Annotated in this window: 21 protein-coding genes and 1 pseudogene; 7 read left to right on the forward strand and 15 right to left on the reverse strand. The window is 71.0% G+C overall.

Features of this window, described 5'->3' with window-relative positions; genetic code table 11:
* Positions 1–10: 10 nt before the first annotated feature.
* Genes ACH34W_RS41870 through ACH34W_RS41890 form a run of 5 tightly spaced genes read right to left on the reverse strand, consistent with a single transcriptional unit; the run spans position 11 to position 6,203 of the window.
* The gene (locus ACH34W_RS41870) at positions 11–1,507 is read right to left on the reverse strand and encodes an FGGY-family carbohydrate kinase (RefSeq protein ID WP_395966767.1); all 1,497 of its coding nucleotides are present in this window, start codon (positions 1,505–1,507) and stop codon (positions 11–13) included.
* On the reverse strand, positions 1,504–3,033 hold the full coding sequence (locus ACH34W_RS41875; protein WP_395966768.1) for an FGGY family carbohydrate kinase: 1,530 nt from the start codon (positions 3,031–3,033) through the stop codon (positions 1,504–1,506). Before ACH34W_RS41875 ends, ACH34W_RS41870 begins: the two co-directional genes overlap by 4 nt.
* Positions 3,033–4,286, reverse strand: a complete 1,254-nt coding sequence (locus ACH34W_RS41880) for a sugar ABC transporter permease (protein ID WP_395966769.1) — start codon at positions 4,284–4,286, stop codon at positions 3,033–3,035. The genes ACH34W_RS41875 and ACH34W_RS41880 overlap by 1 nt, the downstream gene beginning before the upstream one ends.
* Positions 4,279–5,094, reverse strand: coding sequence for an ATP-binding cassette domain-containing protein (locus ACH34W_RS41885; protein ID WP_395966770.1), 816 nt, complete (start codon positions 5,092–5,094; stop codon positions 4,279–4,281). The genes ACH34W_RS41880 and ACH34W_RS41885 overlap by 8 nt, the downstream gene beginning before the upstream one ends.
* A gap of 41 nt (positions 5,095–5,135) precedes the next feature.
* On the reverse strand, positions 5,136–6,203 hold the full coding sequence (locus ACH34W_RS41890) for a substrate-binding domain-containing protein (protein WP_395966771.1): 1,068 nt from the start codon (positions 6,201–6,203) through the stop codon (positions 5,136–5,138).
* 257 nt (positions 6,204–6,460) lie between these two features.
* On the opposite strand from ACH34W_RS41890, the gene ACH34W_RS41895 reads away from it, so the two are divergent.
* Both ACH34W_RS41895 and ACH34W_RS41900 read left to right on the forward strand, forming a co-directional pair.
* The gene (locus ACH34W_RS41895) at positions 6,461–7,297 is read left to right on the forward strand and encodes a DeoR/GlpR family DNA-binding transcription regulator (RefSeq protein ID WP_395966772.1); all 837 of its coding nucleotides are present in this window, start codon (positions 6,461–6,463) and stop codon (positions 7,295–7,297) included.
* Positions 7,285–8,109, forward strand: a complete 825-nt coding sequence (locus ACH34W_RS41900; protein ID WP_395966773.1) for a creatininase family protein — start codon at positions 7,285–7,287, stop codon at positions 8,107–8,109. The genes ACH34W_RS41895 and ACH34W_RS41900 overlap by 13 nt, the downstream gene beginning before the upstream one ends.
* Before the next feature lie 369 nt (positions 8,110–8,478).
* Here ACH34W_RS41900 and ACH34W_RS41905 read toward each other — a convergent pair.
* The 8 genes and pseudogenes from ACH34W_RS41905 to ACH34W_RS41940 all read right to left on the reverse strand — a co-directional run.
* A pseudogene (locus tag ACH34W_RS41905) lies at positions 8,479–8,889 on the reverse strand (lysylphosphatidylglycerol synthase domain-containing protein); the annotation flags it as partial.
* Entirely contained in the window at positions 8,886–10,733 is a 1,848-nt protein-coding gene (locus ACH34W_RS41910; RefSeq protein ID WP_395966774.1) for a glycosyltransferase, read from the reverse strand. The gene ACH34W_RS41910 and the pseudogene ACH34W_RS41905, both read right to left, overlap by 4 nt.
* Complete coding sequence (locus ACH34W_RS41915; protein WP_395966775.1) at positions 10,730–11,128, reverse strand: 6-pyruvoyl trahydropterin synthase family protein; 399 nt, start codon at positions 11,126–11,128, stop codon at positions 10,730–10,732. Before ACH34W_RS41915 ends, ACH34W_RS41910 begins: the two co-directional genes overlap by 4 nt.
* 12 nt (positions 11,129–11,140) lie before the next feature.
* Positions 11,141–12,115 carry a zinc-binding alcohol dehydrogenase gene (locus ACH34W_RS41920; RefSeq protein ID WP_395966776.1) on the reverse strand — a complete coding sequence of 325 codons (975 nt, stop codon included), beginning with the start codon at positions 12,113–12,115 and terminating at the stop codon, positions 11,141–11,143.
* The gene (locus ACH34W_RS41925) at positions 12,075–12,830 is read right to left on the reverse strand and encodes a CDP-alcohol phosphatidyltransferase family protein (RefSeq protein WP_395966777.1); all 756 of its coding nucleotides are present in this window, start codon (positions 12,828–12,830) and stop codon (positions 12,075–12,077) included. The genes ACH34W_RS41920 and ACH34W_RS41925 overlap by 41 nt, the downstream gene beginning before the upstream one ends.
* A complete protein-coding gene (locus ACH34W_RS41930) occupies positions 12,817–13,632 on the reverse strand; it encodes an inositol monophosphatase family protein (RefSeq protein WP_395966778.1) in 816 nt (271 codons plus the stop codon). The genes ACH34W_RS41925 and ACH34W_RS41930 overlap by 14 nt, the downstream gene beginning before the upstream one ends.
* On the reverse strand, positions 13,625–14,254 hold the full coding sequence (ribA, locus tag ACH34W_RS41935) for a GTP cyclohydrolase II (protein WP_395966779.1): 630 nt from the start codon (positions 14,252–14,254) through the stop codon (positions 13,625–13,627). Before ribA ends, ACH34W_RS41930 begins: the two co-directional genes overlap by 8 nt.
* 208 nt (positions 14,255–14,462) lie before the next feature.
* Entirely contained in the window at positions 14,463–14,654 is a 192-nt protein-coding gene (locus tag ACH34W_RS41940; protein WP_395966780.1) for a hypothetical protein, read from the reverse strand.
* Between the two features lie 151 nt (positions 14,655–14,805).
* Here ACH34W_RS41940 and ACH34W_RS41945 point away from each other — a divergent pair, with 151 nt between their 5' ends.
* Positions 14,806–15,654 (forward strand): SDR family oxidoreductase, encoded by an 849-nt coding sequence (locus tag ACH34W_RS41945; protein ID WP_395966781.1) that lies wholly within the window; start codon positions 14,806–14,808, stop codon positions 15,652–15,654.
* 70 nt (positions 15,655–15,724) lie between these two features.
* The gene (locus ACH34W_RS41950) at positions 15,725–16,588 is read left to right on the forward strand and encodes a helix-turn-helix domain-containing protein (RefSeq protein ID WP_395966782.1); all 864 of its coding nucleotides are present in this window, start codon (positions 15,725–15,727) and stop codon (positions 16,586–16,588) included.
* Between the two features lie 52 nt (positions 16,589–16,640).
* On the opposite strand, the gene ACH34W_RS41955 is transcribed toward ACH34W_RS41950, so the two are convergent.
* On the reverse strand, positions 16,641–17,066 hold the full coding sequence (locus tag ACH34W_RS41955) for a LuxR C-terminal-related transcriptional regulator (protein ID WP_395966783.1): 426 nt from the start codon (positions 17,064–17,066) through the stop codon (positions 16,641–16,643).
* Between the two features lie 578 nt (positions 17,067–17,644).
* Between ACH34W_RS41955 and ACH34W_RS41960 the strand changes: the two genes are divergently transcribed.
* From ACH34W_RS41960 to ACH34W_RS41970, 3 genes are read left to right on the forward strand one after another with little or no spacing between them, the layout of a single operon-like run.
* The gene (locus tag ACH34W_RS41960; protein WP_395966784.1) at positions 17,645–19,084 is read left to right on the forward strand and encodes a M28 family metallopeptidase; all 1,440 of its coding nucleotides are present in this window, start codon (positions 17,645–17,647) and stop codon (positions 19,082–19,084) included.
* A 29-nt stretch (positions 19,085–19,113) separates the two neighbouring features.
* Positions 19,114–20,925: a M3 family oligoendopeptidase gene (locus ACH34W_RS41965; RefSeq protein ID WP_395966785.1), complete on the forward strand. Its 1,812-nt coding sequence runs from the start codon at positions 19,114–19,116 to the stop codon at positions 20,923–20,925.
* 20 nt (positions 20,926–20,945) lie between these two features.
* Positions 20,946–22,247 carry an alkaline phosphatase family protein gene (locus tag ACH34W_RS41970; protein ID WP_395966786.1) on the forward strand — a complete coding sequence of 434 codons (1,302 nt, stop codon included), beginning with the start codon at positions 20,946–20,948 and terminating at the stop codon, positions 22,245–22,247.
* On the opposite strand, the gene ACH34W_RS41975 is transcribed toward ACH34W_RS41970, so the two are convergent.
* The gene (locus ACH34W_RS41975) at positions 22,178–22,798 is read right to left on the reverse strand and encodes a methyltransferase family protein (RefSeq protein WP_395966787.1); all 621 of its coding nucleotides are present in this window, start codon (positions 22,796–22,798) and stop codon (positions 22,178–22,180) included. The genes ACH34W_RS41970 and ACH34W_RS41975 overlap by 70 nt on opposite strands.
* Positions 22,799–22,857: the final 59 nt, after the last annotated feature.

The following is a 22,857-nucleotide window of genomic DNA, read 5'->3' on the forward strand; positions in this document are numbered from 1 at the left end:
GGGGAGGAAGTCAACGTGACGTCCTTTCCCGTGCGTGTGCGGCGGCGGCCGGCGGCAGCCAGCCGCGCCGTTCGAGCTCGGCGACGAGCCTGAGGTAGCCCTCGTCGAAGCGGGCGGTGTGGGTCGGGCGAGGATCGATGGTCTCCCGGAGGCGGACCATGGACGCGGCGGTTTCGGCGACCCGCCTCCCGGTCGACGCGGCGGCGGCCAGCACGGCCGCGCCCAGGGCGGGTTCGGCCTGCTCGGGCAGGAGCACCGGGCGCCCGAGGATGTCGGCCCGCAACCGGCACCAGTACGTGCTCTTCGTCGATCCCCCGGTCAACGTCAGGTCACCCCCGATCGGCGCGCCCAGCATGTCCAGGTAGTCGAAACAGAGCCGTTCGACGTAGCCGATGCCTTGGAGCACCGACGCGAAGCGGTCGCCCTCGTCCGCATCCTTGTCGAGGACGAAGCCGCGCGCCTCCGGTGCGACGAAAGGGAATCGTTCTCCGGAGGAGGCGAGCGGATACGTGAGCGTCCGTGCCGGTTCATGGCCCCGCGCCGCGCGGGTCAGCTCGTCAAGGTCGCGGTCCGGGAAGTCACGGCTGATGATCCCCGCTCCGGTGCTGGACGCGCCGCCGGGGAGCCATCCCCCGTCCGGTGCCTTGTGCGAGTAGACGACGCCGAGCGGATCCTGGATCAGTTCGGTGGTGACGCCCTTGAGCACCAGGGTCGTGCCGAGCACGGAGTTCCAGGAGCCGACGGTGAGCCGTCCGGTGCCGAGCTGGGCGGCGCAGCCGTCGGTGCATCCGGCGACGATGGGGATGCCGATGGGCAGGCCGGTCGCTTCGGCGGCTTCGGCGCAGACGTTGCCGAGGACGGAGCCGGAACGTTCCAAGGGCGGGAGCAGCCCGGCGGGCACCCCCAGCTTCTCGAACACCTCCTCCGGCCAGGTCTCCTTGATCAGATCGGCACCCGTCTTGAGCGCGTTGCTCAGGTCCGTGGCGACGGCATGCCCGGCGAGCCGCCAGTTGACGAAGTCGACCTGATGCGCAAGCCGCGCCTCCGGAGCGGCGCCGGGCAGTTCGTCCAGCAGCCACAGCAGCTTGGGCAGCGCCCATGCGGGCTGCATGCGCTGGTATCCGAGCCGCCGCCACACCTCTCCCCCGGCAGCGTCCACACGCTGCACCTGATCGGCGGCGCGGATGTCGTCGTACATCAAGGCAGAGGTAAGCGGACGGCAACCGGGATCGGTAAGAAGGATCGTCCCGGACGTGCCGTCTACGGCCACGGCGCGGACAGCCTCTCCGGGGATGTCGCGCAAGGCCGCACGGCACGCCTCGCCCACGGCCCGCCACCATTCCTCCGGGTCCTGTTCGTGGCGGGGGCCGTCCCGCAGGCTCGTGAGCCTCCGGCTGCCGGATCCGGCGACCTCGCCGGTGGCGGTCACGGCCAGGGCGCGAACGCTCTGGGTCCCGAGGTCCACCCCCACCCAGACGTCGTCGGCCCGGTGCTGTCGCCGGGTCACGGATTCCCCCCGTCGGATCGGTTCCGGTCCCGCATCGCCGCGAGGATCGGCCACGTGGCCGCCGCGGCCGTTCGGATGTCGAGAAAGTCCTGGTAGAGACGGCTGTACGCGGCGGCACGGGACGGGTCGGGCTCGTAGGCGTCACCGACACGGACATGCGCGTCGGCGGCCTCCCGCGCACTCGCCGCCTGCCCCGTGGCGAGCAGCCCGATGAGGAACGCGCCGCGCGCACCCGGCTCGGCGTCGGCCGTACGAACGACCGGGACGCCCGTGACGTCGGCCATCAGCTGGAGCCACACCGGACTGGCCGAGCCGCCGCCGCTCACCCGCAGCTCGGTCGGCCGGGTCCCGGCGGCGGTCAGGCAGTCGCGCACCACCAGGCTCAGCCCTTCGAGCACGGCACGGGCCATGTCCTCCCGTTCATGATCGACGGTGAGCCCGTGGAACGCACCGCGCGCCTGTGGGTCGAGGAACGGCGCCCGTTCACCGGCGGGCGACAGATACGGCAGGAACACCAGGCCGTTCGCACCGGCCGGAGCCCGCGCGGCCAGCTCTGAGAGACCGGCGGGGTCGTCCGCCAGCCCGAGCAGCCGGCACGCCCAGTCGATCACCTGACCCCCCGCGAGAGTCGGGAACGCCCTCAGATAGCGGCCCGGAAGGCCCATCGCCACCGTGAGGCCCGACGGCTCGCCGTCGAGGCGCGGTGCGTCGATGACCATCTCGGTGCACAGCGTGGTCCCCAGGATGACGCACGACTGGCCGACGTCCACCGCGCCCACGCCGATGGCGGTCGTGGCGATGTCGTACGGCGCCAGCACGACAGGGGTGCCGGGCGGCAAGCCCAGCTCCTCCGCCGCAGGTGCGGTCAGCCCGGCGACGCGATCGTCGTCGGCGAGCAGCTTCGGAAGCAGCGGCCGGGCCCACTCCATGCCGTACGTGCGGAACAGTTCGGCCGAGTAGTCGCGTGCCCGGATGTCCATGAACGGGACGGAGGCGTCCGAGCCGTCCACGGCCACCGACCCGGTGAGGCGGGAGAAGATCCAGCCCCCGCAGGTCAGCGACGCCGCCGACCGGTCGAGCCGCTCCGGGTCGTGCTCGCGCAGCCAGGTGAGGATCCCGCTCGGCAGGCCCGCGAACGCCAGCGACCCGTTCACGCGGAACGCCTCGCGCAGCACGCCCGACTCCACCCACCGTTCGACGATCGAGCCCGCCCGGCCGTCGTTCCAGAGGATCGCCGGGCCGGTCGGCTCGCCGTCCGCGTCGACCAGCCAGCTCCCGTCGCCCTGCGCGGTCAGCGCCACATATGTCACGTTCGGGGCTGTCACGCCGGTGCCGGTCACGTCCAGGACCTCGCGGATGCCGCGGACCACGGCCTGCCAGACCGACGGCATGTCCTGCTCGGCCCAGGCCGGCTCGGGGCTCCGGACCTCGGTGGGCTGCCGGACGACGGCGAGCTCCGCGCCCGCGTCGTCGTAGCCGACCACCTTGATCATCGTGGTGCCGGCGTCGACACAGATGACGGCCATCACGCCCGCCCGCTGGAGGCACGGGAACGGCGGGCGACGGAGTCCAGCGCCACGGCTAGCAGCAGCACGGCTCCGGTGACCATGAACCGGTACGAGGAATCCAGGTTGAGCAGCGTGAGGCCGCTGGAGATCGACTGGATGACGACGATGCCGAGCAGCGCCGCGAACGCGCTGCCCCGGCCGCCGAACAGGCTCGTTCCGCCGATGACCGCGGCCGCGATCGCGTTGAGGTTGACGTCGCCGCCCCCGCTGCTCTGGTTGGCCGCCGCCAGCCGCGCCGCAGCGAGCACGCCGCCGATCGCGGCGAGCGTGGTGCACAGCATGAAGGCCGACGCGTAGATCGCCTTGACGTTGATGCCCGCCCGCCGGGCCGCCTCGACGTTGCCGCCCACCGCGTACAGCGACTTGCCGTACTTCGTCCGGGAGAGGACGTAGTGCGTCACCAGCACGAGGCCGAGGAAGAGCACGAACATCCAGCCCACGCCGCGGTCCCGATTGAGATACCAGACCGCCGCGCCGAGACCGGCCAGCAGCACGGCGCTCCGCAGCAGCAGTGCCTGAGTCGACGTCGCCGGAAGCCCAGCGCCGCGGCGGGCCGAGGCGCGTGCGTACCCGCTGGCGAAGAGCGCGACCGCACCCGCCGCGACCAGGATGTACGAGAGCCACGGCGGCACGAACTGCAGCTGGGCGAACGTGACGAGACCCGAGTCGAACGGCAGGTTGATCGAGCCCTTGGCCCCCAGCATCCACAGCTGCACGCCGAGGAATCCGAGCAGGCCCGCCAGCGTGATGACGAAGCTCGGCACGCCCAAGCGGTTGAACACCTGCGCGTACAACCAGCCGATCAGGCACGCCAGCACCACCGCGCCCGCCACCGCCAGCCACGGCGACATGCCCTGGTCGACGAACAACACCGCGGTGACCGCCGCGCTCAGGCCGCTGATCGAGCCGACGGACAGATCGATCTGGCCGACCAGCAGCATGAACATCACGCCGAGCGCGATGATTCCGACCGGCACGCACTCGATCGCGAGGTTCACCAGGTTGGTGCTCGACAGGAAGATCGGGTTGAGGCTCTGCATCACCGTCCAGATCACGATCAACCCGGCGACCACCGGCGCCACGCCGAGGTCGCCGCCGCGGAAACGTTCGGCGAGCACCGTCAGCGTGCCCCGGAAGCCGCGTGGCCGGTCGGGGTCGAACTCGGCCGCGGCCGGCGGGGCCGCCGCCTCCACCGTGTCGATGTCACTCATCGTCCGTCCCCTCCTTCGTGACTCCGGCCGGCGCGCCCGCCGCCCCGCTGCGGCGCCGCGCCGAGCGCCGGGTGACCGCGTTGTCGGACGCGCCGGTGATGGCGGTGACCAGCTCCTCGGCGGTCACGGTCTCGGCGTCGAACACGCCGTTGTTGCGGCCGAGCCGGAGCACCACGACCCGGTCGGCCACGGCCGTCACGTCGGCCATGTTGTGACTGATCATGATGACGCCGTGGCCGCGTTCGCGGAGCCGGTCGATGAGGTTGAGCACCTCGGCCGTCTGGGCCACGCCGAGCGCGGCCGTGGGCTCGTCCAGGATGATGACCTTCGGGTCGCCCAGCAGCGACCGGGCGATCGCCACGGTCTGCCGCTGGCCGCCCGACAGCGCCGCGATCGGGGCACGGACCGAGGGGATCTTGGCCGAGAGCTGCTGGAGCAGCTCCCGCGACCGGACCTCCATCCGCACGTCGTCGAGGCGGTGCCCGCGCAGCTCGCGGCCGAGGAACAGGTTCTCGATCACGTTGAGGTTCTCGCAGAGCGCCAGGTCCTGGAAGACGGTGGCGATGCCGAGGTGCTGAGCGGCTGCCGGGCTGGGGATGCTCACCTCCTGGGACTCGAAGGTGATGGTCCCCGAGTCCGGGGCGTGCACGCCCGAGAGCACCTTGACCAGGGTGGACTTCCCGGCGCCGTTGTCGCCCACCAGGGCGACGACCTCACCGGCGGCCACGTCCAGGTCCACGTCGGTCAGCGCGGCGACCGCGCCGAACGACTTGGTGATCCCGCGCAGCGACAACAGCGGTGCCGTCATGGTGGCCGCGGGAGAAACGGAAGAAGCGGTCATCATTGAGCTCACTTGAGGCCGAGCTTGTCGCACGCGGCCTTGTAGTTCGCGGTGCACACGTCGGAGATCTTGAGCGCGCCGCCCGGGCCGAGCAGGACCTCGGCGATGTTGTCCTTGGTGACGACGGTCGGCGTGAAGAGCTCCGACGGGGTGTTGAAGAGCGTGGTGTTGCCCTTCGGCGTCTTGCCCTCGACGAACTGGTACGCGGCGTTGGCGGCCGCCTCGGCCACGATCTTGATCGGCTTGGAGATGGTGTTGTACTGGTCGCCGGCGATGATCCGCTGCGCGGCGGCGAGCTCGGCGTCGTTGCCGGTGACCGGCGGGACCTTCTGGCCGGCCGCCTTGAACGCGGCGATGCTGCCGCCGCCGGTGCCGTCGTTGGCGGCGACCACGCCCGCGATCTGGCCGCGGAACTTGCTGATCTGGCCGCTCACCCAGTCCTGGGCCTTGCTCGGCTCCCAGCCCGGCGTGTCGTACTCGGCGAGCAGCTTGAAGCCGCTGGGGTCGACCGAGCTGTGGACACCCTTCTTGATGAGCCCGGCGGCGGCGTCCGTCGGCGAGCCGTTGACCTGGAGGACGCCGCCCTGCGCCTTGGTCTTCTTGAGCTGGTCGACCAGCGACTGGGCGATCATCGAGCCGATCTTCTCGTTGTCGAACGAGATGTAGTAGTCGGCCTTCGCCGCCGGGATCGGCCGGTCGTAGGCGATGATCGGCACCTTGCGCGACTGCGCCATCCGCACGGTGGAGGCCGCCGCGGCGGAGTCGACCGGGTCGATGACGATCGCCTTCACGCCCTGCGCGAGCACCGAGTTGGCCTGTTGCTGCTGCTTGGCGGCGTCGGCGTTGGCGTTCTGGTAGAGCACCTCGCAGTCACCGCACAGCTGCTTGATCTTGGCCTTGAACAGCGGCGCGTCGTACAGCTCGTACCGGGTGGAGGCGATGTCCGGCATCAGGAAGGCGATCTTGGCGCCCTTGGCGCCGCCGGAGCCGCCAGAGCCGCCGGACGAGCAGGCCGCCACGGGGGCGAGCACGACCAGGGCGGCGGCGGTCGCGGCGAACGCTTTGAAGTGAGGCATCTTCACTGGTTCTCCTCGGGGTCCCGCCCGGGCAGACGGGCGGCGTCTGAGCTGCGGTGATGAACACAACACGATTCCCGGTAGAAGTGTCAATGATCCACGAGAACTTAACACCCAGAAGCGTGATAAGGCGTGATGGCGAGTTGATGGACCGTGCCAGCCTGGGCAGGAGCAGGCCGTGCACCATGGGCAGGATGTGTTATCTTCACATCTACTTCACACCAGCGTGATCGAGCCGAGCGAGGGGGCGCAGCCCGGTGACAGACGACGAATCCACCGCCAGGACGCCCAGCACGAACGATGGGATGGGCGCACGGGACCGCCGCGAAGGCATCCGGCGGCGCGTGGCGGACGAGGGGTTCGTCCAGGCCAAGGACCTGGCCGAGGCCTACGGCGTCAGCCTCATGACCATCCACCGTGATCTCGACGAGCTGCAGAGCCGCGGCTGGCTCCGCAAGGTCCGGGGCGGCGCCACCGCCGAACCCTCCGCCGTGCACCACGGCGACGTTCACCACCGCCTCCAGGCGATGTCGGACGCCAAGCAGCAGCTGGCCCGGGCCGCGGAGAGCCTCGTGGAGAAGGGCGCCTCAGTCATGATCGACGAGAGCACCACCGGGCTGGCGCTCGCCGGGCTGCTACCCGCCCGCGGCCCGCTCACGGTGATCACCAATTTCCTCACCGCGGTCAACCTCCTGGCGGGCGAGCCCGGCGTCGACCTGATCGCCTTGGGCGGCGCGTACTATCCCGCCTACGACGCCTTCCTCGGCCTCCGCACGAGCGAGGCCATCCGGTCACTGCACGCGGACATCCTGTTCATGTCCACGACCGCGATCACGAACGGCCACTGCTACCACCAGTCTCAGGAGACCGTCGCGGTCAAGCGCGCGCTGATGGAGTCGGCCGACCGCCGCGTGCTGCTCGTCGACCACAGCAAGTTCGCCAAGAACGGCCTCTACCAGCTCGCGCCCCTCACCGCGTTCGACCTGGTCATCGTGGACGCCGAGACGCCGAAGCCAACGGTGGAGGGATTGCGCGCCCGCGGCGTGCCCCTCCATGTCGCGGGAACGGACGGCACCCCACAATGGACGGCGTGATCTCTTCCCTCCTCCCGCAGAGCAGCACGGCCGACGAACGCGACCGGCAGGCCCGGGTCGCGGTGCTGCCCATCGGCAGTTTCGAGCAGCACGGCCCGTACCTCCCGCTGGCGACCGACACCGTGGTCGCCTGCACGATCGCCCGGGAGATCGCCGCGGCGTATCCCGTCCTCCGGCTCCCGCCCGTGACGATCTCGTGTTCGCACGAGCACGCGGCCTGGCCGGGGACCGTGAGCATCTCGGCGAGCACGCTGCACGCGGTGATCCGGGACATCGCGAGGTCGCTCCGCCGCTCAGGCGTGACCCGGCTCGTCCTGGTCAACGGCCATGGCGGCAACTACGTGCTCGGCAACATCGTCCAGGAGGCGCGCGGCGAGATGGCCCTCTTCCCGGGTATTCAGGACTGGGAGGAGGCGCGGGCGGCTGCCGGGGTCCAGACCTCCCTCGACAGTGACATGCACGCGGGAGAGATCGAGACCTCCATCCTCCTGCACGCCCATCCGGAGCTCGTCCGGCCCGGCTACGAGTCCGGCGACCACCTGGCGGACGACCGGAAACACCTGCTCACCCTCGGCATGGCCGCCTACACCGAATCGGGCGTGGTCGGGCGGCCGTCACTGGCCTCCGCCGACAAGGGCCGGGACCTTCTCGCGAGCCTGGTGGCGGCGTTCGGCGAATACCTCGAGCTCCTGGACCGGGACGCTGTCCTCGACCGGGACGTCGTCCCCAACCCGGACGCCGTCCCCGACCGCGACTCGGTCCCCGACCGGGACGCTGCCCTGGGCCGGGACGCTGCGGCGCCCGAGCAGTAGGACCGCGGCTCCCGGCAGGCTCGCGATGAGCGCTAGGACGCCGTAGACCACGGCGACCGTGAGGCCCTGCGTGGCGCCGAGCCCGGCGGCGCCGAACGCCACGGTCGAGGCGGCCTCGCGCGGTCCCCAGCCGCCCACGTTCACCGGCAGCGCCATCACGACCAGGGCCACGAGCGCCAGCGGCACGAGGTCGATGATCGGAGCGGTCACGCCCGCGAGCCGTCCCGCCACGACGAAGAGACCGACATACCCGGCCAGGGTGGCTGCCGAAAGGAGCAGCACGCCCGGCCAGATGCTCCGCGAGCCCACGGCCAGTGCGGCGAGCACGGCGAGCATGCCCAGCAGCCCTGCCCCGACGGTCCAGCCCGGCACCAGGCCGCCCGCCGACAACATGACGGCGAGGCCGACCACGATGAGCACGGCCTGGCCGGCGGCCCGTTCCACGAACACCGCCCGGGCGCTCCGGCGGACGTCGCCTTCGAGCTTGCCATGGCTCACCGCGCGGTGGACGTCGCCGAGCACGCCCGCCGGGAGCACCGCGTTCAGGAACAACGCCCGGTAGTAGTCCGCGACGGCCCTCGCCATCGGCAGCCGCAACCCGAGGCTCCGGGCCACCAGGTTCCACCGCGCGGCGCTGAGCACGGTGGTCAGCGCGCCGATGGCGAGCGCGGCCACCACCGACCGGGCGTCGATCACGCGGATCGCGTCGACGAAGGCGTCCGTGCTCTGCCACCACACGAGGACGCTCAGGATGACCACTCCGCACAAGGTCTGCTTCACATTGGCTCCACGAGCAAGTCGGTGTGGTGGACCGCGACGCGCAATTCGCCTTGCGCACAGGCGTCGAGGCGGCGGCGAAGGTAGTAGCCGGCCTGGGGTTTCAGGTCGGGCCGCTGCTCACAGGCGGCCCCGACCCAGCCGCGGAGCCACTCGGCGGTCAGCGCGGCCTGGTCGGGCTGTTCGAGCAGCCACGGGCTGGGATAGGAGCGCACCTTGGCGCCACGGAGCTCGAACGCCTCGGTGGCGGCGGCTGCGGCGGCCGGGCCGAGAAGCCCGGACCGCCGCTGATGGTCGTTGAACGCGGCCTCGATCACGCGGTCGAGGGGATCCGCGGGGGACAGCTCGACCATGCCGATGACCGAGAGCGTGAGCAGGGCCGGGCACCGGGCCGTCACGATCGCCTCGACCAGCGCGGTCATCCCGGCGGGCGTGAGCACGTCGAGCAGTGCGGAGGCGGTCACCAGCGACGTCCCCGCCAGATCGGCGGCACGGAGATCGGAAAGGTCGCCTTGCTGCGTCTCGACGGTCACGGCGCTGCCGTCGGCCGCCTTGTCCGGCATGGTCCGGCCCGCGTGCCGGAGCAGCTCTGGATCAAGGTCGTGCAGGATCCAGTGTTGCGGGCCGGGCAGCCGCCCGGCGAGCCAGCGCCCCATCGAACCCGTGCCGCAGCCGAGATCGCGGATGACCCACGGCGACTCGTTCACCGGCAGCTCGTCGAGCGGCTGGGGGGCACGGGCAGCGGCATCGGCGGGCTCGCGCAAGGCCAGCCACTCGGGGCTGAAGCCTGGAGCGAGCCGGTCCAGGACGGCGGCCATGCGGCGTGCGGTCTCCTCCCACCCCGCGAGGGTCCGCCGCCGTTCCTGCGCGGCGGCCCTGAGCCGCCGCCGCAATTCGCCGTCTCGCAGCCACTGCCGCACGGCGCCGGCGAGCGGCGTCACGTCGTCCGGTGGCACGAGGAGCCCAGGCGTCCCGCCGTCCGGAGCGTGCCCGAGCGCCTCCGGCACGCCGCCGACCTCCGTCGCCAGCACGGGGATGCCCCGCGCCAGCGCCTCGGTCACCACCATGCCGTACGTCTCGGCGCGGGACGGCAGGACCAGCAGGTCGGCGTCGGCGTACGCGGCGTCCAGCGACTCCCCGGAGCGCGGGCCCACCAGCTGTATCCGGCCAGTGAGATCGTTGTCCTCGATCGACCGCCGCAGGCCGTCGGCATGGCGAGGGTCGCGGCTCGACGGACCGGCGAACACGCAGCTCCACCGCAGGTGAGCGACCGCCGCAAGGGCTTCGACAAGCACGTCGTGTCCCTTACGCGGAGTCAGCGAGCCGACGCAGAGCAGCCGCGTCCCGTCCTCCGTGCCCGTGGCCGGGGCGGCCGGGTCGACGCCCGGCGGCACGACATGAACCCGTTCCGCCGGGAGCTGATGGTGGTCGACCAGGCGCCGCGCCGCCCAGAAGCTGGTGGCCACGACGGCGTCCACCGCGTGCAGGGTCTCGCGCTCCAGCACGTTCAGCTCGGCGGCCACCTCGGCTGGAAGCCCGGTCTCGTCGGTGAGCGGCAGGTGCACCAGGATCGCGAGCCGGAGCCGGTGTGCCTGCGGCACCACGATGTCCGGGACCCCACACGCGACGAGCCCGTCGAGGAGCACGACCGTACCGTCGGGCAGGGCCGACAGCACCCGCGTCAGCTCGGCCTTCGCCGCCTCGTCGGGCCGTGGCCACGCTCCCGGCACCGGGATCTCGCCCGCCGTGGCCAGGTGCTCGCACAGGCGACGGTCGTAGACGTTTCCGCCACTGGGGACGGACGTGTCGTCGACATCGCCCGGCAGGACGACGTAGGGAAGGTTCATAGGGTGCGCTCGTAACTCGCCCATGCGATGTGCGACTCGTGCAGCGTGACGGTGATCCCCGCCAGGCCGCGTGCCCCCTCGCCCAGGAGTCCCTCGTCCACTCGCTCCGCGAGACGGTCGGCGATGACCTTGGCCAGGAACTCGGTCGAGGTGTTGACCCCGGCGAACGCCGGCTCGTCGTCGAGATTGCGGTAGTTGAGGTCGCCGAGCAGAGCGCCCAGCTCCCGGGTGGCGAGCCCGATGTCGACGACGATGTTGTCCGCGTCGAGCTCGGCCCGCCGGAACGTCGCGTCCACGACGAAGGTCGCGCCGTGCAGCCGCTGCGCGGGCCCGAAGACCTCGCCGCGGAAACTGTGGGCGATCATTACGTGGTCGCGGACGGTGATGCTGAACAACAGGTGTTCCTCTCAGCTGTAAGCGATGCGGTGACACAGGGCGGGCAGCGCGCCGGAGGCCAGCCGGGAGAGCACGTCCGGCAGGTCCTCGAAGTCGCTTTCGCCGGTGATGAGCGCGTCGTACGCGGGGTCGGTGAGCAGGTCGAGCGCCAGCGCCCGGCGGTCGGCGTGGGTCCGCCGGGCGCGTCGCGCCGGGGAGACCGAACCCACCTGGCTGCTGCGGACGGAGAGACGGCGGGAGTGGAAGTCCTCCCCCAGCGGCACGGCCACCCGCTGGTCGCCGTACCAGCTGAGGTCGATGACCTCGCCTTCCCGGGCGAGCAGCTCCAGGGAACGGACGAGCCCGGCCTCGGTGGCGCTGGCGTGCAGCACCAGGTCGCATTCCCCCTCCGCCTGCTCGGGCGAGGTGAACGGGACGCCGAACTGCTTGGCGACGGCCTCGCGTTCCGGATCGATGTCCACCAGCTGGACCCGCGCGCCGGGAAGACCGGCGAGCAGCCTGGCGACGGCGCAGCCGACCATGCCGGCCCCGACGACGGCGATCCGGTCCCCCACCAGCGGCGCCGCGTCCCACAACGCGTTCACGGCGGTCTCCACGGTCCCGGTCAGCACCGCCCTTTCGGGTGGCACCGCGTCGGGAACGATCGTCACGGCGTTCGCGGGGACGACGAAGCGGGTCTGGTGCGGGTAGAGGCTGAACACGGTCCGGCCGAGGAGTCCGGGCGGTCCCTCCTCGACCACGCCGACGTTGAGATAGCCGTACTTGACGGGCGCGGGGAAGGCGCCGTCCTGGAAGGGGGCCCGCATCACCTCGTACTGGCTCTCGGGCACACGGCCCTGGAAGACCAGCGTCTCCGTGCCCCGGCTCACTCCCGAATACAGCGTCCGGACCAGAACCTCGTCCGGACCTGTCTCGGGGAGCCCGGTCGCCCGGATCTCGCCCTGCTCAGGAGACCGCAGCCAGAATGCGCGTGCGACGCGTTCCATCCTCACCCTCCGGAGTCAGGGACGCACGCCGCAGCCAGGCGACGTCGCGTCCGAACGACCACACGAGAGCCATCAGCGCCAGCCCGGCAAGGGCGCTCGCGGCCAACACGGGAAGCACTCCGGCACCTGCCACGACGAGCGCGACCCCCTGCAGCGCGGCGACGGCCTTGCGGGCGAGGCTCGGTGGCAGCTCCGCACGCAGCCACGGCATGATCCACGCGGCCACGACGAACACGTACCGCATGGCTCCGATCGCCAGCACCCAGGGCCCCGCGACGAACGCCACGTGGACGCTCAGCACCAGGATGAGGAAGGCGTCGACCTCCATGTCGAACCGCGCGCCGAGCGGGGAGACCGTTCCGGTCCGCCGGGCGACCTGCCCGTCGACCCCGTCCAGGACGAGCGCCACGGAGGCGAGCACCACGAGGATCGCGAGTGCCGCGCCCTCCACCGCGCCGTGGACGGCACCGTCCACGACGAGCGCGGTGACGCCGCCGACGAGAACCGCACGAGCGAAAGTGACGCGATCGGCCGGTCCCAGCCGGCGGCGTCCCGCTCGCCGCCGCGCGAGGGTGAGCAGGGTGGGCAGGCTCACGGCATAGGCGGTTCCGGCCAGCCACGCCGCCGGGCTCAGGCCGAAGCCCGCCCACAGGAACCCCAGGAGGGCCGGCTGCGCGCCGCTACCCGCGAGCTGCCAGGCATCATGCGGCCGCATAGGAACTCCCGAGGCTCGCCATGAGTTCGGCCTGCAGCCCGGGCGTCATGGCGATCGTTGCCGCCGACCCGGCCGTGTGGTCGGTGCCGTCGCGATCAAGGACGATCCCACCCGCCTCGCGGACGAGGAGCACGCCCGCCATCGTGTCCCAGGGCTGGTTCGACAGGATGACCGTCGCGTCGAGGCGGCCCTGCGCCACCCACGCCAGGTCGATCGCCGCCGTTCCGATCATCCGGATCCGCTGGGCACGCGCGCCCATGCTGCTCAGCAACGCGAGGCGGATCCGGTTCTTCGCCTCGGCCTCCGGGCTCCCGCCCAGCGCGAAGTCACCTATGGAGATCATGGCGTCGGGCAGGTCGGTGACGCCCGAGACGTGGATGCGTTGGTCTCCCGCATAGGCGCCCTGGCCCTCGGCCGCGCTGTAACCCACGTCCAGGAACGGCAGCTCGATCGCCGCGAGCACTCCCCGCAGCCCGTCGACGAGCGCGAGAGAGACCGCGCACAGCGGGATGCCTCGCGCGAGGTTCGCGGTCCCGTCCACCGGGTCCAAGGCCCACCACAACGAGCCTTCGGCGGCGCCGGAGTGGCCGTGTTCCTCGCCCAGGATCCCGATCTCCGGGGTCTCCCTCGTCAGGAACGCCCGGACCGCGTCTTCGACTGCCAGATCGACATCGGTCACCATGTCGCGGTCGCCCTTCGGCGTCACCGACAGCGGCGCGCGCGTCCGGACGATGTCGCGTCCCAGCGCCACGGCCGCGCGGGCGACGGGCAGCAGGTGCCCCTGGCCGTTCTGCTCAGCCACACGCACCTCCCACGTTGTCGCGGGCGATCTGCGGCAGGTCGTGCCCGAGCCGGTCGCGCTTGGCCGTGAGGTAGGCGATGTTGCCGGCGTGCGCGGGCGCCAGGATCGGGACGCGCGCCGCCACCGTGATCCCGTACGACTCGAGGGCGCTCACCTTTTCCGGGTTGTTGGACATCAGGCGCACCGAGGGGATGCCCAGGTAGTCCAGCACGCGGGCCGCCGGGCCGTAGTCGCGCACGTCCACGGGCAGCCCGAGCGTTGTCGCGGAGTCGATCGTGTCGAGTCCCTGCTCGTCCTGGAGGATGTGGGTGCGGACCTTCGCGACCAGGCCGATGCCGCGGCCCTCGTGCCCCCGCAGGTACACCAGGACGCCGGCGCCCTCGCTGACGATCGCGTCCAGCGCCGCGTTGAGCTGTTCCCCGCACTCGCAGCGCATCGCGCCGAAGATGTCTCCCGTCATGCACTCGGAATGCATCCGGACCAGGACGTCCTGGTGCTGGCTCGTCTCGCCGAAGACCAGGGCCATGTGCTCGTGCCGGTCGATCGGGTCCTGGAACGCGACTGCGCGGAACATGCCCCGGCGGGTGGTCAGGCCCGATTCGGCCACTTCTGTCAGCTTCATGTCTTGATCACGCATCGTCTCCCCTGTCAGTTCACCGAAGCACCGGCTCATCCCCTGTACGGACGTCACCCCGCCTGGAGGTTCACCTCCAGGCGGGACTACCGGGATCTCTTCTTCAGAACCTGATCAGGAGGGGTCAGCGGATCGGTCAGGACTCAGCCGCTCGGCCGGGGCTCAGGCGCCCTCCGCGCTCACCTCGGTCACCCGGCTACGCCGGATGCGGGGGCTGCTGATCGGGCGGGACACCACCGCCCTCGCCGCCGCCCTTGTCGCCCTTGTCGGTGCCGTGGGCATGCCCCTTGCCGCCCGTCTTCTTCGGATCGGCGGCCTCGGGAACGGCGTCCTCGGTCACCGCCGTCTGTTCCGACCGCCGCATCTCAGGCTGCTGGGGATCAGGCATGATCATCATCCCTTTTTCTGCTGGGTGGATTTCTCCTCGCCTACCCGGCCATCTGGCCCTTATGCAGGGCAAATGGTGTGCGAGAACACGTTTGACGGCCGTAATCGGGGTAGGGCGACTGCGGAATCAGCAGCGACCACGAGGGGATGTCATGGGCGGACCTCCCGGCCAGAGCCAGCCGTATCCAGGCGTGACCGGCGAGATGGAGCCGGAGCCGCACGACGAGATGCGCGGCTACGAAGGGCGCGGGCTCCTCGCGGGCAGGCGGGCGCTGATCACCGGCGGCGATTCGGGGATCGGCCGGGCGGTCGCGGCGGCGTTCGCCAAGGAGGGCGCCGACGTGGCGATCACCTACCTCGAAGAGGACGCCGACGCCCGGCACACGGCCGGCCTGGTCGAGGCCGAGGGGCGCCGGTGCCTCACGCTGGGCGGGGACATGGCCGACGAGGGGCACTGCCGGGACGCCGTCACGCGAACGGTCCAGGAGCTGGGCGGCGTCGATGTGCTCGTGCTCCACCACGGCACCCAGGAACCCGTCAAGGACGTGCGGGAGATCGACACCCGTGACCTCGACCGCACGTTCCGCGTCAACGTCTACAGCCTCTTCTGGACCGTGCAGGCCGCGCTGGACCACCTGCCCGACGGCGGGTCGATCGTCATCACCGGGTCGATCAACGGGCTGCGCGGCAACAAGAGCCTCATCGACTACTCGGCGAGCAAGGCCGCGGCCATGACGTTCGGCCAGTCGATGGCGCAGTCCCTGCTGGAACGCGGCATCCGGGTCAACTGCGTGTCGCCGGGCCCGGTCTGGACCCCGCTGATCCCGGCCACGTTCGACTCGGACCGGGTGGAGGGCTTCGGGGAGCAGGCACCCATGGGACGGCCTGCCCAGCCCGACGAGATCGCGCCGTCCTACGTCTTCTTCGCCAGCAACAGGTTGTCGTCGTACTACACCGGCCAGAACCTCGTCCCGGCCGGAGGCGAGATCCATCCTGGATAGCGGGCACCTCTTCACCCATTTGTGGGACGGCGTCGCTCAGTGTGACCGACACTGGCTGAGGAGGTCAGTCATGGCGGTCGACTACCGAGCCCCGAACATCAACGCCCGCAGGCTGGGGCGGCACTTCCGGCAGATCCGGGAGGCGCTCCGGCTCTCCTACGACGAGGCAGCCGAGGTGGTGGGCTGCGAGGTCACCTGGCTCATCCGCCTCGAGACCGGATTCGAGCAGGTCACTCCCGAGCAGGTGCGGCTGACGCTCGACCGGTACGAGGTACCCCAGCACCGGATCCGGACCGTGCTCCTCGACCTGGCGACCCGCCAGGCCGGCCCGCCCTGGCTCGCCGGGCACGCCGGGCGGATCAAGGCGCTGGTCCGCGACCTCCTCACGCTGGAGTCCGAGTCGCCGGTCATCCACACGTACGGCATCCTCGTCCTGCCTGAGCTGGTCCGGACCGAGGCGTACGCGCGGATGTGCCTCGAATACCAGGTCCCCGGCGTCGACGTGGACCGCGAGTGGGACCTGCTGGACAACCGGCAGCGGCACCGGCCCGGCGGACGGCAGCGGGTCCTCGACGTCATCGTGGACGAGACCGCGATCACGCGGCCGGCGCCGCGGCCGGTGGTCATGCGGGACCAGCTCGGCCACCTGATCGCGCTGTCCGAGGACGCCCGGGCGACCGTGCGCGTCATCCCGATGAGCGTGGGCGCCCACGCCGGGCTGGAGGGCGCGTTCGACGTGATGGAGTTCCCCCATCTCGATGACCGGGTGTCGATGGTCCATGGCGCGCTCGGCATCGACCTCGCCTACGGCGATCTCACCGGCACCTGGCGCCTCCTTGAGAAGGTCGCCCTGCCTCCCCCGGCGAGCCGCGCCATGATCCGCGAGGCCATGGAGGGACTGGAGGGACTCCCCGGCACCTCCGCCGACGCCTAGCCGGGCACGGGAGGATCATCCGCATCGCCCTGGCCCGGGCACGGTGGGAAGATCAACCGCTTATCCTCCGCACGCCCTCCGGAGGGGCGGTGCCGAGGACCTTCGCGATCGCCTGGGTACGGTCGGCGACCTCCAGCTTGAGGAAGATGGCGTGGAGGTGGTTCTTCACGGTCGGCTCGGAGATGCGGAGGGCCCGCGCTATGAGCCGGTTCGAGAGGCCCTGGACGAGCAGATCCACCACGTCCCTCTCGCGCACGGTGAGCTTGTCGACCGCTTCCGAGCGCGCCGCCACCGCGGCCTCGTCCTCGTGCTCGTGCTCGCATTTGCCGGCGCCCGGGCGCTGGAACGGCACGGTGACCTCCGGCCCGGCGTCGGGGCCGACGAGGCGCTCCAGCCTCTCGATGACGTTGTTGAGGCTCCGCACATGACCGGCGGCCTCCCGGATGAGCGCGCGGGCGGACATTCGAATGATCAGCATCTCGGCGGTTTCGCGATCTCCGCCATCCTCGTTCGTAAGTGGCAGGAGGTTTTCGCCCACGTTCCACTCCGTGATCATTATGGCGCATATTCTGGCACCCGGCCATCGGATGATGAGTGTATGTTCAAGATGGGCCGAAATTAACCTGCCGACATGCAAAGATATGGTCGATCGTACGGTCTTGTGCGCATTGGACCTGTCGTCTCGTTCGCCCGAGCAGCCCGTTTCCGGACCCTTCCGCGCAGGCCTCGCCTTTTCTGGTCCCTTCCGCCTAAGCCTTTCTTACCGTTCCGCCATGTCGGCCTCCGCCGATAGCCTCGGAAATGGCAATTCAGAAGGGAAGGCTCATGATCCCGCTCTCGCAGGTGGACTCGCGACGGTTCTCAGACGTCAATATGGCGGCCTCTCGCGCCGGGGTCTCCTGGGTGGTGTGAACGCGCCCTCCTCGGGCAGGCGAGGGGCCCACCTGCTCCGCTCGAGCGGGACCGGCCACGCAGGGGGCCGCCCGGATCCGGTCAGCTGAGAGATACCGGGATCTGGTGGTGGACTTGTGGCTGAATGTCGTATTGGTTCGGTGCATGGAGAAACGTGACGCTCACGGGCGCACAGGCTCCAGCCGCCGTGCGTTCCTTTCCGCCTCCGCCGTCACCGCCGCCTCGACTCCCCTCTTCGCGGACCACGCGTCCGCGGATGCCGGCCAGGCACCCGCTCCCGGGCCCGGCCGGCCCATCGCCCCCCAGCGGCCTGGCAAGGACCTGCGAGACCTGCTGCGGGAGATAGACCGGAACCGGATCACCGCCACCGTCAAGCGGCTGGTCGGCTTCGGCACCAGGCACACCTTGTCCAGCCAGGACGATCCCGCACGCGGCATCGGCGCGGCCACCGAATGGGTGTACGCGCGGATGCAGGAGTCCGCTGCGGCCTCAGGCGGCCGCATGACCGTGCAGAAACAGTCGTTCGTGCAGCCCGTCTCGCCGCGTATACCGGCGCCGACCACCATCACCAACGTCATCGCCACGCTCCGCGGTGACGCCTCGCCCGAGCGGGTGTACGTGATCACCGGGCATCTCGACTCCCGCGTCACGGACGTCATGAACGCCACCGGCGACGCGCCGGGCGCCGATGACGACGCGTCGGGGGTCGCCGTCGTGATGGAGCTCGCCCGCCTGTTCGCGACCCGCCGCACGCGGGGCACGCTGGTGTTCGCCGCGGTCTCCGGCGAGGAACAGGGTCTCTACGGCTCAGCCCACATGGCCGCCCGGATGAAGGAGTCCGGTGCGGACGTGCAGGGCATGTTCAGCAACGACATCGTCGGCGCGAGCCGGGCCTGGGACGGCACGCGGCCCGATCCCCACACCGTGCGGCTTTTCGTGGAGGGTGTGCCGACCACCGAGACGCCGGCCGAGGCGTCGGTCCGGCAGTCGATCGGCGGTGAGAACGACGGGCCGTCCCGCCAGCTCGCGCGCTTCGTGCAGAACGTCGCGCAGAACGAGCAGACCGGCATGAGAGTACGGGTGATCTGGCGTCGCGACCGTTACCTGCGCGGCAGCGACCACATTTCGTTCCTGAGGCAGAGCTACCCGGCGGCGAGGTTCACCGAGCCGAGGGAGAACTACAACCACGAGCACCAGGACGTCCGGATCGAGAACGGAGTCCAGTTCGGCGACCTCGTCCAGTTCGTCGACTTCGACTACATGGTGCGCGTCGCCAAGGTGAACGGCGCCGCCCTGTGGTCGCTGGCCCAGGGCCCCGGCACCCCCAAGAACGTGCAGATCGTCTCGGCGCTCCTGACCAACAGCACCACGCTCACCTGGGATCGCGGCACCGACCCCGGTCTCACCGGATACGAGGTCGTCTGGCGGGAGACCACGGCGGCGGACTGGACCCACCGCATCGACGTCGGCGACGCCACCACGGCCACCATCGATCTCGCCAAGGACAACGTCCAGTTCGGCCTGCGCGCCGTCGACCGCCAGGGGCTTCGCAGCCCCGTCGCCTTTCCGCGGCTCGCGAGCTGAGTCCGAGCAACCATGACACCTGAGGAACCATGACACCTCATGACCCTCATGACCCCGAGCCCGATGAGGTCTCCTGGGATCTCGGCCATCTGATCGCGGGCGCCGGCGACCCGGCGTCCGCGGTCGATGCCCTCCTCGGCGAGGCCCGGCGCCGCGCCGACGCGTTCGCCGCCCAGTACGCCGGCACGGTCGGTGAGCTGGACGGGCCGGGACTGGTCGGCGCCGCCACGGAGCTGGGCGAGATCAAGGAGCTCGTCGCGCGTGCCGGAACGTACGCGCACCTCTCGTTCTCGATCGACACGGCCGACCCCGCACGCGGCGCGCTGCTGCAACGGGTCGAGGAGAAGCGCACGGGGATCGAGACGGCGCTGGTGTTCTTCCAGCTCGAATGGGCGGCGCTGCCCGATGCGAAGGCCGAGGAACTGCTGGCGGCCGACGGTCTCGGCTTCGTCCGCCATCACCTCGTCACCGCACGGCGCCATCGCCCGCATCTGCTGAACGAGGCGGAGGAGAAGATCCTCGCTGAGAAGGCGGTGTCCGGGCGCAGCGCGTGGGTGCGGCTGTTCGATGAGCAGCGGGCGGCGATCCAGGTCGAGCTGGAGGAGGGGCCGGTCGCACTCGAAACCGCGTTCGCGGGCCTCTACTCCCCCGACCGTGACGTAAGGCGCGACACCGCCGGACGGGTGAGCGCCGCGCTCCAGCCCGGTCTGCGCACCCGCGCCTACGCGTTCAACATGCTGCTCGCCGACAAGGCGACCGACGACCGCCTGCGCTCCTACCCGCACTGGCTCGCCTCCCGCAACCTCGCGAACGAGGCGACAGACGAATCGGTGCGAGCGCTCATCGAGGCCGTGCGCGGCCGCTACGAGCTGCCACGCCGCTGGTACCGGCTCAAGGCGCGGCTGCTCGGCCTCGGCAGGCTCGCCGACTACGACCGCATGGCCGCGGTCACCCGGGACGAGGAGCGGGTGCCATGGCACGAGGCCCGCGAGCTCGTCAACGAGACCTACGCGGACTTCTCACCCGAGCTCGGCGCCATCGTCAGGCGTTTCCACGACGAACGCTGGATCGACGCACCCGTCCGGCCTGGCAAGCGCGGCGGCGCGTTCTGCTCGTACGGCTCGCCGCGCGTCCATCCCTACGTGCTCCTCAACTACACGCACCTCCGCCGCGACGTGCTCACTCTCGCGCACGAGCTCGGGCATGGGGTCCACGCGGCGTTGGGCGCGGAGCAGGGCATCTTTCACATGGCGACGCCGCTGACGCTGGCCGAGACCGCGTCGGTCTTCGGCGAGACGCTGGTCTTCGGGCGCCTGCTGGAACGCGCACCCACACCGGAGTCGCGGCTCGCGCTCCTGGCGGAGTCGGTCGAGGGCTCCATCCTGACCGTCTTCCGCCAGGTCGCGATGAACCGCTTCGAACACCTCGTGCACACGTACCGGCGCGAGGAGGGGGAGCTGTCGGTCGAGCGCTTCGGCGAGCTGTGGGCGGCGTCGCAGCAGGAGATGCTCGGCGACGCCGTCGAGGTCACCGAGGGCTACCGGACGTGGTGGTCGTACGTGCCCCACTTCATCGCCACGCCCGGGTACGTGTACGCCTACGCGTACGGGCAGCTGCTCGCGCTGGCGGTGTACGGGCGGTACGAGGCGGAGGGGGAGGCGTTCGCGCCCAGGTACCTCGACCTGCTCCGGGCGGGCGGGTCGCGCAGCCCTGAGGAGCTCGGCCGGATCGTCGGCATCGACCTCGCCGATCCCGGCTTCTGGGATCGCGGCCTCGACCTCGTGGAACGCAAGCTCGACGCCGCCGAGAAGGCGGCCCGCGAAGCCGGCCACGCCTGCTGAGCCGTACGAAGGGACCCCCCATGTCTCGGGCCTTGCTCAGCTCGGTCACCGCTGTCAGCGCGGTGACCGCTGTGACGGTTTCCCTGTCCCCCGTCGCCGCGATCGCGGAGGGACCGCGGGCCCGGCATGTGGTGCTCATCGACTGGGACGGGATCGATCCGTCGTACCTGCGCCGCGCTTCGATGCCCCACCTTGACGCACTGCGCAAGCGGGGCAGCCTGTCCTTCGCGACCGGCACCTACCGCGCGATCTCGAACCCCAACCGCGCCTCGCTCGCCACGGGTGCCTTTCCGTCGACCCACCACAACTCGGCCTATGTTTACGACCCCGTGAGCAATGTCATCACCGGTCAGAACCGCACGATCGACGCGGAGAACATCGCCGAGAGCCTCACCCGCCAGGGCCGCACGATCGCGTCGGCGGGCTGGTACATCGTCGAGAACAAGGGCGCCTACTACGGCGACCCGGCACGGCTTTACACCCAGGAGTCGTCGTGTGAGGGCAACTCCGAGAACGCCGCGCGGATCATCCGGCGGCAACCGGTGCGTTCCGGCAACACCCTGGTGACCGTCCCTGAGGTGCCCGCCTTCCTAGCCGTCTATTGCTCCGAGGCCGACACGCTCGGCCATGCCGAGGGCCCCCGGTCGCCACGGCTCCCGGCGCTGCTGGAGAGGTTCGACACCTACCTCGGCGGGATCGTCCAGGCGACCCGCGACGCCGGGACCTTCGGCGACACCGCGTTCGTGGTCACGTCTGACCACGGCATGACCGCGTTCAGCAAGACGATGCACGACCGGCTGCTGGCCAGGCTCGCGTCGGCGGGCTTCCGAGCCGAGATCGTCTTCCGGGGCCAGTCGCCCCGGCCGGAGACCGAGGTCATCCTCGCCGAGAACGAACGGGCCGCCGCCGTCCACCTGCGCGGCTCCGCGACCGGCCGGCGCGGCGAGCTCCGCCGCCTGTTCGCCCGTACGCGGCAGATCGCACGCGTCCACGACCGTGCGGACCTGCGACGGCTGCACGCGGCACCGAGCGAGGGCGACTTCGTCCTCGAAGCGCGCCGTCCGTGGTCCTTCGTGCCGCCCTCGGCCATGCCACCGGCCGGCACGGAGAAGGGCGCGCACGCCACGCTCGCTGAAATGCGGGTGCCGCTCGTCATCGCGGGCTCCGGTGTGCCCCTGCGGGCGCCCTTCGCCCCGCGCACGATCGACGTGATCCCCACGATCAGCGCGCTGCTGGGCGCCGAGCCACCCGCTCAAGCCGACGGCCGCGAGCTGTGGAGGCGGCCCATCCAGGGCACGAACCTGCCGACGTCGGCGCCATAGCGCGCGTAGGCGTCGCCATGGACGCGTGCCAGGTAGGGCTCCTCCACGACCCGGACCTGGAGTTCGATCGCGACGACCGTGAGGGCGAGGGCGACCAGGGCGATCAGGTTGGGCACCATGGCGGCCAGCCCGGCGCTGGTGGCGATCATGGCGGTGAAGATGGGGTTCCGGGCCAGGGTGAACGCGCCGGTCGTGACCAGCTCGGTTCGCTCGCGTTCGTCGACGCCGATCCGCCAGGACGCACCCATGGACCACTGGGCCGCCACCGTCGCGGCCACACCCGCGACGGCCACGACCAGTCCCCCGCCGCGCACCGCCGGGTGGTCGAGCACGCCGACGGCTGCCAGCCCGGCGAGTTCGGCGACCGGACCGGCGAAGCCGGTGAGCACGGCACCGGCGAACAACGCACGGACCCGCCACTGTGCCGTGCGCGGGTCCAGGCCTGTGCCGCGGAATCCCGCGTCGCCGGTGCGGCGCCGCTGCACCCAGCTCCGCAGGCCGAACGCCAGGAGCGCCCAGACCAGATAGATCACCAATGCGGACACGGCCACGACGACCTCCAAGGCGGGAATCGGGTTCGGCGGTTACGCTTGCCTCGCCACGATTGTGA

It is taken from the genome of Actinomadura sp. 6N118, assembly GCF_044326415.1.
GTDB lineage: Bacteria > Actinomycetota > Actinomycetes > Streptosporangiales > Streptosporangiaceae > Spirillospora.